At 71.0% G+C, this 15,624-nt stretch carries 14 protein-coding genes; 4 read left to right on the forward strand and 10 right to left on the reverse strand.

From position 1 onward, the window contains the following. The first annotated feature begins 8 nt into the window (after positions 1-8). The 3 genes from BUE41_RS19125 to BUE41_RS32060 are packed head-to-tail and all read left to right on the forward strand — an operon-like array spanning position 9 to position 1,727. On the forward strand, positions 9-839 hold the full coding sequence (locus BUE41_RS19125; RefSeq protein ID WP_084755401.1) for a phytanoyl-CoA dioxygenase family protein: 831 nt from the start codon (positions 9-11) through the stop codon (positions 837-839). Continuing rightward, on the forward strand, positions 836-1,222 hold the full coding sequence (locus tag BUE41_RS19130; RefSeq protein WP_234997420.1) for a RidA family protein: 387 nt from the start codon (positions 836-838) through the stop codon (positions 1,220-1,222). The genes BUE41_RS19125 and BUE41_RS19130 overlap by 4 nt, the downstream gene beginning before the upstream one ends. Positions 1,223-1,274: 52 nt before the next feature. After that, the gene (locus tag BUE41_RS32060; protein WP_407691679.1) at positions 1,275-1,727 is read left to right on the forward strand and encodes a DUF3105 domain-containing protein; all 453 of its coding nucleotides are present in this window, start codon (positions 1,275-1,277) and stop codon (positions 1,725-1,727) included. Here the strand turns inward: BUE41_RS32060 and BUE41_RS19140 are convergent. From BUE41_RS19140 to BUE41_RS19185, 10 genes are all read right to left on the reverse strand, one after another. Then, on the reverse strand, positions 1,693-4,467 hold the full coding sequence (locus BUE41_RS19140) for a PEP/pyruvate-binding domain-containing protein (RefSeq protein WP_073458517.1): 2,775 nt from the start codon (positions 4,465-4,467) through the stop codon (positions 1,693-1,695). The two genes, BUE41_RS32060 and BUE41_RS19140, sit on opposite strands and share 35 nt — an antisense overlap. Before the next feature lie 284 nt (positions 4,468-4,751). Then, positions 4,752-5,525, reverse strand: a complete 774-nt coding sequence (locus tag BUE41_RS19145) for an SDR family NAD(P)-dependent oxidoreductase (protein ID WP_073458518.1) — start codon at positions 5,523-5,525, stop codon at positions 4,752-4,754. A gap of 13 nt (positions 5,526-5,538) precedes the next feature. Further along, the gene (locus tag BUE41_RS19150; protein WP_073458519.1) at positions 5,539-6,324 is read right to left on the reverse strand and encodes an SDR family NAD(P)-dependent oxidoreductase; all 786 of its coding nucleotides are present in this window, start codon (positions 6,322-6,324) and stop codon (positions 5,539-5,541) included. Next, complete coding sequence (locus BUE41_RS19155) at positions 6,321-7,973, reverse strand: AMP-binding protein (RefSeq protein ID WP_073458520.1); 1,653 nt, start codon at positions 7,971-7,973, stop codon at positions 6,321-6,323. The genes BUE41_RS19150 and BUE41_RS19155 overlap by 4 nt, the downstream gene beginning before the upstream one ends. Further along, complete coding sequence (locus BUE41_RS19160) at positions 7,970-9,121, reverse strand: acetyl-CoA C-acyltransferase (protein WP_073458521.1); 1,152 nt, start codon at positions 9,119-9,121, stop codon at positions 7,970-7,972. The genes BUE41_RS19155 and BUE41_RS19160 overlap by 4 nt, the downstream gene beginning before the upstream one ends. Before the next feature lie 58 nt (positions 9,122-9,179). After that, positions 9,180-9,971, reverse strand: coding sequence for an aspartate/glutamate racemase family protein (locus BUE41_RS19165; protein WP_073458522.1), 792 nt, complete (start codon positions 9,969-9,971; stop codon positions 9,180-9,182). After that, positions 9,968-10,792, reverse strand: a complete 825-nt coding sequence (locus tag BUE41_RS19170; protein WP_084755405.1) for an SDR family NAD(P)-dependent oxidoreductase — start codon at positions 10,790-10,792, stop codon at positions 9,968-9,970. The genes BUE41_RS19165 and BUE41_RS19170 overlap by 4 nt, the downstream gene beginning before the upstream one ends. Beyond that, positions 10,789-11,949, reverse strand: a complete 1,161-nt coding sequence (locus BUE41_RS19175; RefSeq protein WP_073458523.1) for a thiolase family protein — start codon at positions 11,947-11,949, stop codon at positions 10,789-10,791. The genes BUE41_RS19170 and BUE41_RS19175 overlap by 4 nt, the downstream gene beginning before the upstream one ends. A 12-nt stretch (positions 11,950-11,961) precedes the next feature. Further along, positions 11,962-12,729, reverse strand: coding sequence for an SDR family NAD(P)-dependent oxidoreductase (locus BUE41_RS19180; RefSeq protein ID WP_073458524.1), 768 nt, complete (start codon positions 12,727-12,729; stop codon positions 11,962-11,964). Then, positions 12,726-14,309, reverse strand: coding sequence for an enoyl-CoA hydratase-related protein (locus BUE41_RS19185; protein ID WP_073458525.1), 1,584 nt, complete (start codon positions 14,307-14,309; stop codon positions 12,726-12,728). The genes BUE41_RS19180 and BUE41_RS19185 overlap by 4 nt, the downstream gene beginning before the upstream one ends. A gap of 147 nt (positions 14,310-14,456) precedes the next feature. Between BUE41_RS19185 and BUE41_RS19190 the strand changes: the two genes are divergently transcribed. Further along, positions 14,457-15,614: an acyl-CoA dehydrogenase family protein gene (locus tag BUE41_RS19190; RefSeq protein ID WP_073458526.1), complete on the forward strand. Its 1,158-nt coding sequence runs from the start codon at positions 14,457-14,459 to the stop codon at positions 15,612-15,614. Positions 15,615-15,624 lie beyond the last annotated feature (10 nt).

A 15,624-nucleotide genomic window follows, 5' to 3' on the forward strand; every position in this document is an offset into this window, starting at 1 on the left:
GAGCACTCATGGTTTCCACCCAGTGGCCGATGGACACGCCCAACGTGTTGTCGGGCCTCGGCATCAAGCGCACCGCCCTCACTCCCGAGCAGCGCGAGCAGCTCGACGTGGAGGGGTACTTCATCGTGCACGACGTGTACACCCCCGAAGAGTGCCAGGAGATGGCCGCGGAGTTCGAGCGGATCGCGGAGGAGGAGGGCCGGTTCGGCGGCAGTGAGACGCGGAGCGAGCCCGGGGCTCGGCGAGTCGCCGCGGTGTTCAGCAAGTCCACGGCGTTCGACCGAGTCCTCACCTGTGCCCCGCTGCTCGTCGCTGCGTCCGAGCTGCTCGGCGAGATCCGTATCCACGCCGACAACATGCGTGAGCCCCTCGTCGGGCACGGGCACCAGCCGCTCCATTCCGACGTGCCGTCCGAGGGCCCGGGGAAGTGGCGGCTGGTCAACTCCCTCCACCTCTTCGACGACATGACGAAGGAGAACGGTGGAACGCGCATCGTTCCGGGATCACATCGGTGGGCGTCGCTGAACATCCCGCCGGCGAACATCGAGAAGGGCTTCGTCGAGCCCGAGGACCTCGACCGGAGCCACATCCCCGAGGACCCCTTCGCCCCGCATCCCGAGGAGATCGTGCTCGAGGCTCCGGCCGGCAGCGTCGTGGTGCTCAACGCGCACTTGTGGCACGGCGGGACGAAGCGGGTGAGTGATGCCCCGCGTCGCATGCTGCACCTGAGCATCTGCCGACGTGAGCTGGACCAGCAGCTCAACCAGCGGGAGTACGTCACCGACGCGATGCGTGAGCGGATGAGCGACGAACTCCTCTGGCTGCTGGACGTCCTGTGACGAAGCCGCCGATCGAGCGTCGGCACGGCTTCACGACGCTGGCGCCCCCGCCAGCCGGGCCGTACTCCCAGGCCGTCCGCGCGGGCGGGATCGTCGTCTGCGCGGGGCAGGCCGGCATCACCCCGGACGGAACACCGCTCGGGGGGTTGGAGGCCCAGCTCCGCCAGACGTTCGCGAACATCGCCGCAGCCCTGGCGACGTGCGATGCGACGCTCGCCGACGTCATCTCCACGCGGGTCTTCCTGACCGATCCCGCCCAGTTCGAGGAGATGAACGCGATCTACCGCGAGTTCTTCTCGGAGCCGTACCCGGCCCGGACCACCGTGTACGTCGGCCTACCTGCACCGCTCCTGGTCGAGGTCGACTGCCTCGCCGTGGTCTGACCGCAGGCGCCCGACAGACGAGGGCCCACTCGTGACTCGAGTGGGCCCTCGTGTGCGTCTGCGCATCCTCCTTCGTCAATTCGGCTTGTGGCACTCGCTGGAGCACGGCGCGGTGTGGATCGCCTACGACCCGGCGCGCCTCTCGGCGGCCGACGTGGCTGCGCTCGCCACGCTGGTGGAGGGCAAGCCGTACATGATCATCTCGCCGTACCCGCAACCCCAACACGCACCCCGAGCCGAACGCCTCCTGCGACATCCCGAGCCGTTACTTCGACCAGGACGACCCGCCGCCGTTCCAGCCGCTGCCCGCGCAGAGCGAGATCGACGGCGCGACGATCGTGGCGGAGTCGGACTGAGTTGCGACGTACGCGGTATCCGGTGGACCGCGTCCGGCATCGGTCGACGGCGGAATCCAGCGGGGCGGCCGGGCCCAGGACGCCTGGTCCTGGGCCCGGCCGGTCCGGGCTGCGTTACGAAGCCACCGCCGTGGGCTCGAGGATCTTGACGACTCCCGTGGTGCCGTCGACCGAGATCGTGGCGCCGTCCGGGATCCGCTGCAGCGCGCCGTGCACGGTGACCGCCGGCAGGTTGTACTCCCGCGACAGGCAGGCGCCGTGCGCGAGCATGCCGCCGGTGGCGAGGACCAGCCCCTTGATCACCATGAACACCGGTGTCCACGCCGGGTCGGTGCTGTTGGTGACCAGGATGTCACCCTCCTGCACCCGGTCGATCTCCTTCAGGTCGCGGATCACGCGCGCGGTCCCGGTCGCGACGCCGCGGCTCGAGCCGAAGCCCTGCAGCACGCCGTCGGAGTCGTCCGGGGCGACCGCCTCCGGGGCGTCGGGGTCGACCCACGGCTCGCCGTCCTTGAGGAAGTACGGCGGGTTGATCTCGCGGCGGTCGAAGCGATCGAACGCGGCGCGCCGCCCGGCGATCTTCGCCTCGATCAGCCGCGGCGAGTAGTCGCCGTCGAGCAGATCGAACAGCTCCTGCTCGGACAGGAAGAAGTGGTCGAGCTCGCCCTTCAGCCTGCCGCGGGTCCGCAGGCGGGCACCGAGCTCCTGGAAGCCGAGCCGGACCGAGTACGTGACCCGGTCGATGAAGTGCCGCTGGTTGTCCCGGTAGACGAGGAACTTGTGCACGTACGCCAGGACCTTCTTGAACGCGGCCACCTTCAGCGTGCCGAACTTCTGCTGGCTGAGCCGGTCGATGACGTCCTTCGTGGCCTTCTCACGGGCCTCGGCCAGGCGGCGCTCGGACTCCTCGGGGTCGCGTGACCCGTCGCTGGTCAGCAGCGACTTGACCGAGCGGTAGTCGATCGACGGGTCGTCGGCGCGCCGCGGGAACCAGATGTCCCGGTCGGCGTGCCCGCGGTGACCGTGCTCGGCGACCAGCTCGTCGTACAGTTCGGTGACCGCGGCGCCCTCCGGGATCTCGGCGGCCCGGGCGAAGAACTCGTCCTCCCGCGAGCTGTGGAACAGGTCCGTCAGCACTGGGCTCTTGCGGATCTCCTCGGCGATCCGCCAGAGCGTGTGGTTCTCCTCCATCGTCACCGTGCGCTCGGGCAGGCCGGAGACGAGGTCGACGAAGATCGTCGGGTTGTCGCCGTCGTACCACTTGTCGAGCATCAGGCTCAGCCCTGTGATCGCGTTGGGCGCGTGGATGAAGAACCCGGACCAGTGCTGTTGGTGCAGGTCGGAGGCGAACTCGCGGTACTTGGCGATCGCGCGCTTGAGCTCGTGGCCGCTCAGCGCCGCCCAGTCCTCCTTGGTCAGCGCCTTGCCGAACGGCATGTCCTTGACCGTCACGGCGTCACCGTTGTCGATCCACTTGAACATGCCCTCGTCGGTGATCAGCTCGATCCTGGCGAGCATCTTGAGGTACTTGACCAGGTTGAGCGGCGCTTCGACGGCCTCCTTCTGGTCCTGCTGAGGCAGGTAGGTGACCATCGGCGCCCGGAACTGCGGCGGCGTCGTGTAGAGGACCTGCTTCTTCTGGTACTCGGAGTTGATGTACACCTCGCCGCGGTGGTAGCGGTGCCGCGGCACGTTCGCGAACTCCCGGTAGCCCCACTCCTTCACCACGCGCACGTGCGCGTCGGTCATGCTCGCGGCGTACCACGAGTAGAACAGGGGGGTGACCGCGCCGGTCCAGTACTCGTCGGCGAACCCGCGAGACCAGACGACGTCGGGGTCGTCGGGAAGGTCCTGCCACTGCTCCAGGTCCTCGTCCCACGTCAGCTCGACGCCGGTGATGTCGCGGGCTTGGAGCACGTAGAAGCGCCCGTCCTGCAGGGCCCATTCGATGTCCTGCGGCATGCGCTCCGAGCGCTTCTCGATCCGGATGCCCAGCCGGGTCAGTTCGCGGATCTGCTCCTCGCTGAGCGCCCACGCGTTGCGCTTGCCCGGTTCGGTCTCCACGTGGACGGTGCCGACCCCCGTCTTCGGGTCGCGCACCACCTGGTGCTCCTTCGAGCCGAGCTCGCGGTGCTTGATCCGCAGGCTCTTCTTCTTCACCGTCGCCTGGTCCGGTGTCACGAGCCCGGAGACCACGGCCTCACCCAGGCCCCACGACGCGTTGATGACGACTTCGTCGGTGGCCCCGGTGACCGGGTTGGCGGTGAACATCACGCCCGCCACCTCGGCGTCGACCATGCGCTGCACGACGACCGCCAGGCCCAGGTCGGCCACCGGGATGTCGGACTCGCGCCGGTAGGCGACCGCCCGGGTGGTCCACATCGAGGCCCAGCATCGCTGGACCGCCTCGAGCAGCGCGTCGTCACCGGTGATGTCGAGGTAGGTGTCGTGCTGGCCGGCGAACGAGGCGTCGGCCATGTCCTCGGCGGTACCGGAGGACCGCACGGCGACCAACCCGCGGCCGAGGCCGGGGTAGGCGTCGAGGATCTCGGCGCGCAGGTCCTCCGGGAACGCAGGGGCCAGGATCATCTCGCGGATCTCGGCGGCCTGCTGCTCGAGCCGCTCCGGGGCGTCGTAGGCGAAGTCGGAAGCGATCTTCTCGATGCGCCGCTGCAGGTCGTGGGCCGCGACGAACCGGTGGTAGGCCGCCACCGTGATCGTGAAGCCCGGGGGCACGTCGAAGCCTTCGCGCACCAGGCGCATGAGGTGCAGGGCTTTGCCGCCGAACTGCTCACGGTCGGGGACGAGTCCATCGCGTGCCGCCGCCAGCGGCACGACGAGCGCCTGCGTGGACTCCGATGTCTGGCCAGGCGAGGACATGGTGGTCATCGATGTGTGCTCCTTCAGATCCAGCACGCGAGGCTCCCGCAGGTGGCAAGTGGCTCTCGCTGCGGAATCAGGCACCTGCGAGCGACGCCACGCCGTGGATGGTCTGCGCAACCTGCATCACACTTTGACGCAAACCATTGGGCGTGTCAATACATTCATATCTATAAATGCTGCCCACAGGTCGAGGCGTCCGCAGAACGGTGCAGGCCTGCTCCGCCGCTCGTCGGGGAGCGCGAGCGGAACCCTCTCCGGTGGCGCCCGGCCGAGCGACCCGCACCGGACCATCACTGGATCACCGTCCCCCCGTCGACCGGGATGACCGTGCCCGTCACGAACGACGCGTCGGAGCTGGCCACGAAGGCCACCACACCCGCGATCTCGTGCGGCTGGGCGGCTCGGCCCATCGGGACGTTCGCCTTGACGTAGGCCTGCTGCTGTTCGCGCACCTCCGCCAGCGACGCCCCCTGGTACAGCACCGCCTGCCACGGCGTCTCGACCGAGCCGGGGGCGATGCAGTTGACGCGGATCCCGTCCCCGGCCCCCACCAGCGCCAAGGCACGCGTCAGACCGGTCACGGCGGCTTTCGTCGTTGAGTACAGCGGGCTGTACGGGGACCCCAGCAGTGCCGACGTGGATGCGGTGAGGCTGATCGACCGGTCTCCGTCGGTACGGCGCATGAGATCGAACGCGATCGTGGCGACGTAGTACGCCGACTTGATGTTGACGTCGACGATCCAGTCGAACTTCTCCTCGGCCACGTCCAGTCCCGGCGGGCCGGGCAAGCCGACCTGCGAGTGGACCACGTGCAGGCGTCCCTGCTCGTCGTCGATGCGCGCGTACAGCTCCCGCAGCGCGGTCACGTCGGTGGCGTCCACCTGGACCGGCACGGCCTTCCCGCTGTCGGCGGCCACTTCCTGCGCCACCGCCTCCGCGGCCTTGCCGTTGAGGTCGGCCACGTAGACCACGGCGCCCTCACGCGCCAGGCGCAACGAGATCTCCCGGCCCATGCCGGAGGCGCCGCCCACGACGAGGGCGACCCTGTCCTCGAACCTTCGCATTGCCTGCTGCTCCTTACGCGGACGTCAGCCCGCCGTCGATGGTCAACGTCTGTCCCGTCATCCACGCCGATTCGTCGGAGACCAGGTAGGTCGCCGCGGCGGCGATCTCCTCGGGGCGGCCGAGCCGACCGAGCGGGTAGCGAGTCGCAGCCGCGCGCAGTCCGACCTCCACGTCACCGCCGCCGCCGAGCCCGGAACCCTGGCGGTAGGCCTCGCGCACCAGGTCGGTCGGCACCGTGCCCGGAGCGATCGCGTTGATCCGCACCCCGTACGGCGCCGCGTCCTGCGCTGCTTGGCGGACCATCGCGGTACACCCGCCCTGCGACGCCGCGTAGGCGAACGTGTTCGGCACGCCGATCAGGGCACCGACAGACGCCATCACCACGACCGAGCCGGAACCTCGCTGCTGCATCCCGGGCAGGAAGTACTTGAACGACAGCCACTTGGACGTCAGGTTGATCGCGAGCACTCGCTGGAAGTCCGCCAGTGACGTGGTGACCGCCGTTCCCGGCCCGGTCACACCCGCCCCGGCAACGACCGCGTCCACCTTCCCCCGCCAGGCCAGCGCCTCCGTGGCCATGCGCTCGGCCTCCGCTTCCACCGCCATGTCCGCGCTCAGCGCCAGCGCGCGGCCGCCGGCGTTCTCGATCGCCGCCGCGGTGTCGGACACCTTGGCCGCCCGGCGTCCCACGCACACCACCGCGGCGCCTTCGGCGGCGAACATCTCGGCGGTGGCGCGCCCGATACCGCTGCCGGCGCCGACCACCACGGCGACCTTGCCGCGTAGCCGACCGCTCATCGGGGCTGCCCGCCAGCAGCTGGTGCCGAGGCCTGCAGGTCCAGCGTGTGCTCGTCGACGCCCTGATCGCGCAGTGCGTTCTTGAGGACCTTGTGCGAGGAGTTCTTCGGCAGCTCGGCAGCCTTGCGCCAGTAGCGCGGCGCCATGTAGCCGGGCAGTTTCCGCCGGGCCCACTCCGCCAGTTCCCGCAGGTCCAGTTCCGTGCCGATCCTCGGCACGACGACCGCGAGCACTTCCTCCTCGCCGAGATCGGACGGGACACCGACGGCCGCCACCTCGCCGACCGCCGGATGCTCCATCAGCTCGCGCTCGACCTCGAACGCGGAGATGTTCTCACCGCGGCGGCGGATGACGTCCTTGGCGCGGCCGCGGAACCAGAGGTTGCCGTCGGCGTCTCGGCTGACCAGGTCGCCGGTGTGGAACCAGCCGTCGCGCCAGGCCTGCGCGGTCGCCTCGGGGCGCCCGAGGTACTCCCGGAACATCAGGTTCGCCAGGCGCGGCCGCACCACCAGCTCACCCACGCCGTCCACCGGAGCGTCCGATCCGTCATCGGCCACCACCCGGACGTCGTGGTACGGGTGGTTCTTGCCGATCAGGCCGGGCCGGCGGCTGCCGTCGCGGCTCTGCAGCACGACCTGTCCCTCGGTGAGCCCGTAAGTGCTGTAGTACACCGGCACCCGGAACCGTTCCTCGAACTCGGCGAGCTGTTCCGGGGCCGGTACGAGGTGACAGTGCCGCAGGCGGTGATCGGGCCGGAACTCGCTCGGCGGGCGCTTCATGAGGATGTTGCCGACGGTTCCCATGCCCGCGAAGTGCGTGGCGCCGGAGTCGGCGATCTGGTGCCAGAACTGCCCCGCGCTGAACCGGGACCGCACGGTCACCCGCGCGCCGACGAAGATCGCCGGGAAGATCGTCACGCACATCGCGTTGGCGTGGAACATCGGCAGCGGGGTGAACAGCACGTCCTCGTGGTGGTGGCGCATGGCGTGCGCGTAGCTCCACCCGTAGAAGAAGAGGTGCTCGTGCGGGATCACCACGCCTTTCGAGACACCGGTGGTACCGGATGTGTAGAGCACGGCCGCGACGTCGCCCGGCTTCGCGGCGTCCGGCCTTGCAGGCACCGGCGGCGCGGTGGCGTCGAACGTCGACACGGTCAGCCTGTCGTGCAGCCCGGTACCCGTCGCGAGGACGATCTCCCGCAGCGCGGGCAGCTCCCAGTCCGCCTCGACGTTCGCCAGGCCGTCCGGTGCGGCGACGAGCAGCACCGCCCCGGAGTCGGTCAGCAGGTGCTGCAGGATCGCGCCGCGGAAGTCCGGGTTGATCGGCACGATCACCGCGCCCTCGGACAGCACCGCAACCCACAGAGCCATGGTGTCCAGGCTGTTGGGCAGCATGACCGCGATCAGCTCACCGGGCCGGATCCCGGCCCGGCGCAAGCAGGCCCGCCACCGCCCGGCCCGCTCCTCCACCTGGCGGTAGGTCAGCACGGAGCCGCCGTCGAACGAGATGAACGGCCGGTCCGGATGCGCCGCCAGCGCCCGCTGCCACAGTGCGTTGATCGTGCGCCGGGCGGCCGGAATCGTCACGTAGTCGTAGGAGGCGTCCTGGATCGGGCGGCTGTCCCACGAGCTCGATCCCGGGGCGGTCACCGCACGAGCTCCACGACGGTCGCGTTCGCCATGCCGCCGCCCTCGCACATCGTCTGCAGCCCGTAGCGCAGACCTTCCCGCCGCATGCGGTGCAGCATCGTCGTCATCAGCCGCGCCCCGGTGGCGCCGAGCGGGTGGCCGAGCGCGATCGCACCGCCGTCGGGGTTGAGCACCGCATGATCCACCCCGAGCTCGCGCGCCCATGCCATCGGCACCGAGGCGAACGCCTCGTTGACCTCGAACGTGTCGATGTCGCTCAGCTTCAGCCCGGCACGCTCGAGCACTGCGCGAGTGGCCGGGATCGGGGCGGTCAGCATCTCCTCCACGCCGTCGCCGACCGTGGTGGCGGCGACGATCCGGGCCAGCGGGGTCAGGCCGTACCGTTCGACCGCGGCGTCGGACGCCACCACGAGCATCGCCGCGCCGTCGGACATCTGGCTGGACGTCGCCGCAGTGAGCCGTCCGCCCGGGCGCAGCGGCCGCAGCGCTGCCATCGCCTCGAGCGTCGTGTCCGCGCGCGGGCCCTCGTCGACCGCGAAGCCGTCGACCGGCACGATCTCGTCGGCGAAACGACCGGCCCGGATGGCGGCCAGCGCGCGCTCGTGACTGGTCAGCGAGTACCGCTCCATCTCCTCGCGGCCGATGTTCCAGCGCTCGGCGATCAGTTCGGCGGAGATGAACTGGCTGACCTCCAGTCCCGGGTAGCGCTTGGTGAACCGGTCGCCGTCGAACGGGCCGCGCAGTCCGTTCTCGACGCCGAGCCGGATGGCGGCGTCCATCGGGACCACGCTCATGACCTCGACGCCACCGGCGACCACGACGTCCTGCCACCCCGACAGCACGCCCTGGGCGGCGAACTGCAGCGCCTGCTGGGACGAGCCGCATTGGCGGTCGACGGTGGTGCCCGGCACCTTCTCGGGCAGGCCGGCCGACAACGCCACGGTGCGGGCGATGTTGGTCGACTGGGCACCGACCTGCACGACGCATCCGAGCACCACGTCGTCGACCGCGTGGTCCGGCACCCCGGCGCGGGACAAGGTCTCCCGCAGCACATGGGCGGCGAGATCGGCGGGATGGTGAGCGGCCAGCGACTTGCCGCGGCGGCCGACGGCGCTGCGCGCGGCGGCGACGATGTACGCGGAGGTCATGATCGGCTCTCCGTTCTGGGGAAGTCGGGTAACGGTGGATCGGTGGCCCGGGCCGTGGTCAGGGCCGGCGGGAGAACACGTGCCGGACCCGGGCGATGTCCTCGTCGGGGAAGCGCTCGTTCCAGCCGGCCCGACCGACGGGCGGCAGCCCGAGGGAAGCGGACAGCGACGCGCGCATCTCGGCGTACTTGACTCCGACGGCGAGCATGTCGAACACCGGAACGTCGAGCTCCTCGTGGCGAGAGAACCCGTGGTAGGTGGCGAACGCGCACAGGCCGCCGCTGCCGATCACGATCGCGTCCGCGCCGTCGGCGACGAGCTCGGCGGCGCGGGCCCGCATGTCGTCCACCACGAGCTGGGGGGTGGCGAAGCCGGTGGTGAAGATCTCCGCCGTGGGTGTGTGCAGCGTGCGCTTGCCGACGTAGCGGTGCTGGAGCTGGTAGGCGTGGATGAGCCGGTCGAGGTGGGTCGACCAGGTCGGGTCGTTCACCGTGAGCAGGCCGAACTTCCAGCCGTAGCCGAGCGCCAGCCCGACGGTCGCCTCCATAGGACCGACGACTGGGACGTCGACGAGACACCGGGACTCCTGTACCGCCGGGTCGCCCGAGCACGCGATCAGGACCGCGTCGACCCCGGCCGCCGCCAGGTCGGTGACCTCCTGGGTGATGTCGGCCTGGTTGAGCAGCATCGGGTACGGACGGGCGGAGTCGGTGGCCCGGCGCAGGTGCTTGACGTAGGTGTGCACCAGCTCGGTATCCGGCGCGGCCACGCGCGCCAGGTTCGCCTCGACCATGCGGCCGTAGTCGGCCGAGCTGGCCTGCGTGGTCATGTGGACGACGCCGATCCTCATCGCGTCTCCTCTCCGGCGCGCGCGGCTGGGGACAGGTAGCTGACGGCCGTCATGCCGCCGTCGACGACGAGCGTCTGGCCGTTGACGTAGGTGGACGCACCCGACGCCAGGAAACCGACCGTCGCGGCGATCTCGTTGATCTCGCCCATTCGGCCGGTGGGGATCCGGGCGACGCGGGCGCCCTTCCACTGCTGGGTCATGCCCGTCAGGATCGGGGTTTCCACGAGGCCGGGGGCGACACAGTTGATCCGCACCCCGTGCGGTGCGAGCTCGTAGACGAGCGACCTGGTGAGCGCCATCAGGGCGCCCTTGCTAGCCACGTAAGCGGTGTTCTGCGCGTCGAGCGTGGCGATGCCGGCGATCGACGCGATGTTGACGATCGACCCGCTGCGCTGTGCGATCATCCGCCGCGACGCGTGCTTGATGGCCAGCACCGCGCCGCGCAGGTTGGTGTCGATCACCGCGGACCAGTTCTCCAGCGTCAGCTCGGTGATCGGTTGTTTGCGACTGATCCCTGCGCAGTTGACCAGTACGTGCACTCCGCCTTGCGCCGCGGCGAGCTCCACCAGCGACACCACGTCGTCCTCGGTGCGGACGTCGCAGCGGACGGCAAGCACGCCGTCGGTCTCGGCAGGGTCGACCGGGCCCGTGAGGTCGCCGACGACGACCCGCGCACCGCGGGCGCGCAGGTGCGCGGCGATGCCGGCCCCGATGCCGGACAGTCCGCCGGTGACGATCGCGACCTGCCCCCCGAGGTCACGCGGCAGCTCGGGCACTGCCGGGGCCGGTGTGGCCGACAGCGGCCGGTCGGGCGTGCTCATGGCCGCTCCAGGATGTAGGCGTTCGCCATGCCACCGGCTTCGCAGATGGCCTGCAGGCCGTACCGCGCGCCGGTCGCGTTCATGTGGTGGACGAGTGTCGCGGTCAGCCGCGCTCCGGTGGCGCCGAGCGGGTGGCCGAGCGCGATCGCGCCGCCGTTGGGGTTCAGCCGAGCAGGGTCGGCGCCCGTTTCCGCCAGCCACGCCAGCGTCACGGTCGCGAACGCCTCGTTGACCTCGAACACGTCGATGTCGTCGATCGTCAGGCCGGCGCGTCGCAGCGCCTGCTGCGTGGCGGTGATCGGCCCGGTCAGCATGAGCACGGGATCGACACCGGTCACCGCGAACGACGCAAACCGGGCCAGCGGGGTCAGACCGTGTCTGCGGGCGACGTCCTCAGCCATGATCAGCACAGCCGCCGCCCCGTCGGAGATCTGCGACGAGTTGCCGGCGGTGACGATCCCGTCGGGCCGGAACGCCGGCTTGAGCTCGGCGAGCGTCGCGACGTTCGTACCCGGCCGGATTCCCTCATCGGCGACGTGCATCCCGCCTTGCCCGTCCGGGATGCCGACGATCTCGGCGTCGAACCGGCCGCTCTCCCGGGCCACCGCGGCGCGCGCGTGCGACTCGGCGGCGTACTCGTCGGCCCGGGCGCGTGTCAGTGACCACTTCTCGGCCACCATCTCGGCGGCGAGGCCCTGCGAGAACTCCACGTCGCCGTAGCGTTCGGTGATCCGGGGCCCGCGTGCCTGCCCGTGGCCCGACGTGCGGGTGGCTCCCATAGGTACGCGCGACATCGACTCCACCCCGCCGGCGATGACGATGTCGTACTGGCCCGCCATCACCCCGGCGGCGGCGAACGCCACGGTCTGCTGGGAGCTGCCGCAGGCGCGGTCGACGGTGGTCGCCGGGACGGTGTCCGGCCACCCGGCCGCCAGCAGACTCCAGCGACCGATGTTGGACGACTGTTCGCCGATCGTGGTGACGCATCCGAAGATGACGTCGTCCACCACGTCCGGTTCGATCCCGGTGCGTGTGACCAACGCGTTGAGCACGGTGGCGGAGAGGTCGACCGGATGGATGCCCGACAGCATGCCCTTGCCCGGCTTTCCGCGGCCGATCGGGGAACGGACGGCGTCGACGACGACTGCGTTGCGCATCGGGGTCCCTCCTCAGCGGGCCGACAGGCGCTGGGCGCCGTCGAGCCGGATGACTTCGCCGTTGAGCATCGGGTTCTCCGCGATGTGGAGCGCGAGCGCCGCGTACTCCTCCGGGTGCCCCAGCCGGCGCGGATGCGGGATCTCGGCGGTCAGCCCGGCCCGGATCTCCTCGGAGTACCCGGCGATGATCGGGGTGTCGAACACACCGGGCGCGATCGAACACACTCGGATCAGCTTCGAGGCCAGGTCGCGCGCGGCCGGCAGCACCATGCCGTTGACCCCGGACTTGCTGGCCGCGTAGTGCACCTGGCCGGTCCTGCCCTCCCACGCCGCGATCGACGAGGTGAGCACGCACACGCCCCGCTCGCCGTCGACCGGTTCGAGCGCGGCCATGGCGGCCGCGACGTGGCGCAGCACGTTGTAGGTGCCGACGAGGTTGATGCCGATCACGCGCTCGAAGGCCGCGCGGTCGCCCGGTGAGCCGTCCTCGGCCAGGAGCCGCAGCGGGCCGCCGACCCCGGCGGTGTGCACGAGCAGGCGAGGCCCGCCCCACTCCTGGGTGCGCGCGACGGCCGCCCGTACCGCGTCGTCGTCACGCACGTCACCGGGCACGAACGCCGCCACGTCGGTGCCGAACCTGCCGGCGACCTCCGCACCCGGCGAGGTGGGCAGGTCGAGGACCACGGCACGCCCTCCGGCGGCGACGATCTTCTCGACGGTCGCCAGACCGAGCCCGGAGGCTCCGCCGCTGACCAGTGCGGTTTGTCCCTGGAGCTTCATGCGTTCGTGTCCTCCTCCGTCGTCGGCGTGGTCAGGTAGCGGCGCGCCCCACCGGTCCACGGCGGCATCAGCCCGAGTCGGACGGTGGCGAGGTCGATCGCGTCCCGCAGGCCGGCGTGCTCGTCGGCCAGCTCCACCGCCGCGGTCGCGACGGCCCGCAGGATGTGCCCGGCGGCGGCGATGCCGGTGTCGGTGACGTCCTGCGCCGGCGCGGAAGCCACGCAGCGCAGCCCGGCCCACGCGACGGCTTCGGCGACCACGGCGGGGTCGTAGCCGGCGGCGGTCTCGGCTGCCCGGGCGGCCAGCACCGCGGACGGGGCTGGGCCGGGGGAGACCTCGACGACGCCGAGCCCGTGGCGGATCAGGGCGGCCAATGACCCGGCGATCGCCTCACGAGCAGGGTCGGCCGGGTCGATGGCCACTTCGAGGAAGTGCAGCCCGTCGCCCACGACGTCCTCGTGCAGGCGGGCCTGCCCCGGAGCAAGCTCCTCGGCGTCGGTGATCTCCACCGTCACCCGGCCGCCGCGCCCGGCGATCCCGCCCGTGACCGCAGCGGGTCCGCCCTCGGGGTACTCGGTGTAGCGCCAGGCCTTTGCGCACGCGAGCAGACGACGGGCAGCCTCGGTGCCGCCGGTGAACGTGACCGTCATCGGTTCGGTGGCAGCCGCTCGCTGCGTGGCAGCGCGCCGGAAGCTGGTGAGGTCGTGGAAGTTGACCCGGATGGTGTTCTTCGCCTCCGGCGTCACGACCAGCTCGCCGAGCGCCTCGGACTCGGCGTGCATGGCCGCCGCGACGTCACCGGTGGCGGCCAGCGCGACAACCCGAGCGACGAGCCGGCCTGCCCGGGCCGCCCGGCGGGGCTCGGGGTGCGGGTTGTCAAGTCGGATCCGCGCCGGTGCGGTGTCCCAGCGTTGCCGGGCCGGCCGGGGAGCGGAGCGCAGCCAGGCCGAGGCGCGCTCGAGGGCTTGCTCGACGGAATCGGTGACGTCGTCGACCAGGCCGGCGGCGTGGGCTGCGTCGGCGTCGAGCCGGCGTCCCGACGTGATCAGGTCGATCGCCGGGCTGCCGAGCAAGAGCGTGCTGCGGACCACACCCCCGACTCCGGGGATGAGGCCGAGTACGGTCTCCGGGAAACCGACGACCGTGCGCGGCGACCGCACCGCGATTCTCCGGTGGCACGCCAGGGCCAGCTCGAGGCCGCCGCCGAGTGCGGCGCCGTCGAGGACGGCCACGACGGGGACCCCGGCGTTCTCCAGCCGGTGCAGGCGGCGCTTGCGCACGTCCACATCGGCGACGAACGCCGCCCGGTCCTCCGGCCGCACGGCCAGCAGCCGGTTGAGGTCACCGCCGGCGAAGAAGCTGGACTTCGCGGACGTCAGTATCACGCCGATCAGCTCGGACGCCTGCGCCTCGAGGCGGTCGAGCGCGGCGTCCATCGCCCGGGCGAACGCGTCGTTGAGCGTGTTGACCTTGGCCGTGGGGTCGTCCAGCACGAGGCGGACCAGGCCGTCACCGAGCTCTTCCCAGCGAACGGCCGGCGCCGGGGCGCGCGTGTCCGCCTGGTCCGCGGTGTGCGTCATCGGAAGGCTCTCCTCAAGGTGTGCGTCGACGAACGGCGCCCGGCCTCGGGCGGCCTCTCGGCTACCGCCGCCGCATACTACCGAGTATGATTTCTCCATACTACTGGGTATGATGTCATCCTCGCCCATGCGATAGGGATCCCTGCCATGACTGCTTCGACCTCCTCCGCCGTCGACTACGACGCCGTGTTCGCCTACGCCCGGGACGTGCTGGCTCCGCTGGCGGAGAAGGGGCTGCACGGCCGGGTCGACCCCGTGCTGACGCGTGCCCTCGGCGAGGGAGGCATCCTCCCCGCGCTGTATCCGGAGGGCGACCGAGCGCAGGCGAGCGCCCGCACGATCTGCGAGATCCGGGAGCGTGTCGCCTATCACTGCGTGGCCGCCGAGGTGGCCGTGGCGATGCAGGGCATCGGCGGCTACCCGATCCTGCAGTCCGGGCAGGACCACCAGCGCGCCGAGTGGCTGCCGCGCGTGCGCACCGGTGAGGCCGTCGCGGCCTTCGCGCTCACCGAACCGGAGTGCGGGTCGGACGCGGCAGCCGTGCAGCTGCGCGCCGAGCGGACCGGGCGCGGCTGGAAGCTGTACGGCAGGAAGAAGTGGATCAGCAACGCCCCTGGCGCGCACTTCTACACGACGTTCGCCCGCACCGGGGACGAGCCGGGCAGCCGCGGCGTGACCGCCTTCCTGGTGCCCGCCGACCGTCCGGGCCTGACGGCCACCCCGCTCGAGCTGATCAACCCGCACCCGATCGGGACGCTCGACTTCGACGGCGTCGAGGTCACCGAAGACGACGTGCTCGGCGAGGTGAACCGTGGCTTCCGGGTAGCGATGCAGACGTTCGACCTGTTCCGGCCGAGCGTCGGCGCGGCGGCGATCGGCATGGCGCAGCGCGCGCTCGACATGACGGTCGAGCGCGTCACGACGCGCCGGATGTTCGGGGTACTGCTCGGCGAGAAGCAGGGGGCGGCCCACCAGCTCGCCGACGCCGCGACTGCGCTGGATGCGGCACGGCTGCTGGTCAGGCGGGCTGCCGACGCCTACGACTCGGCCGATCCTCGGGTGACGGCGCATTCGGCGATGGCCAAGCTGTACGCGACCGAGACGGCTCAGAAGGTGATCGACACCGCGGTGCAGCTGCACGGCGCTGCCGCGCTCGCCGCCACTCATCCGGTGGGGCAGCTCTACACCGAGATCCGCGCGACCCGTATCTATGAGGGTGCCTCCGAGGTGCAGCGGGATCTGATCGCTCGTGACCTGTTTCGCGACACCGCCTTGGGGCGCCGTTCCAGCCGGGCGGCTCGCTGAGCCGGCCGGC

The organism is Pseudonocardia thermophila, from assembly GCF_900142365.1.
GTDB classification, from domain to species: Bacteria; Actinomycetota; Actinomycetes; order Mycobacteriales; family Pseudonocardiaceae; genus Pseudonocardia; species Pseudonocardia thermophila.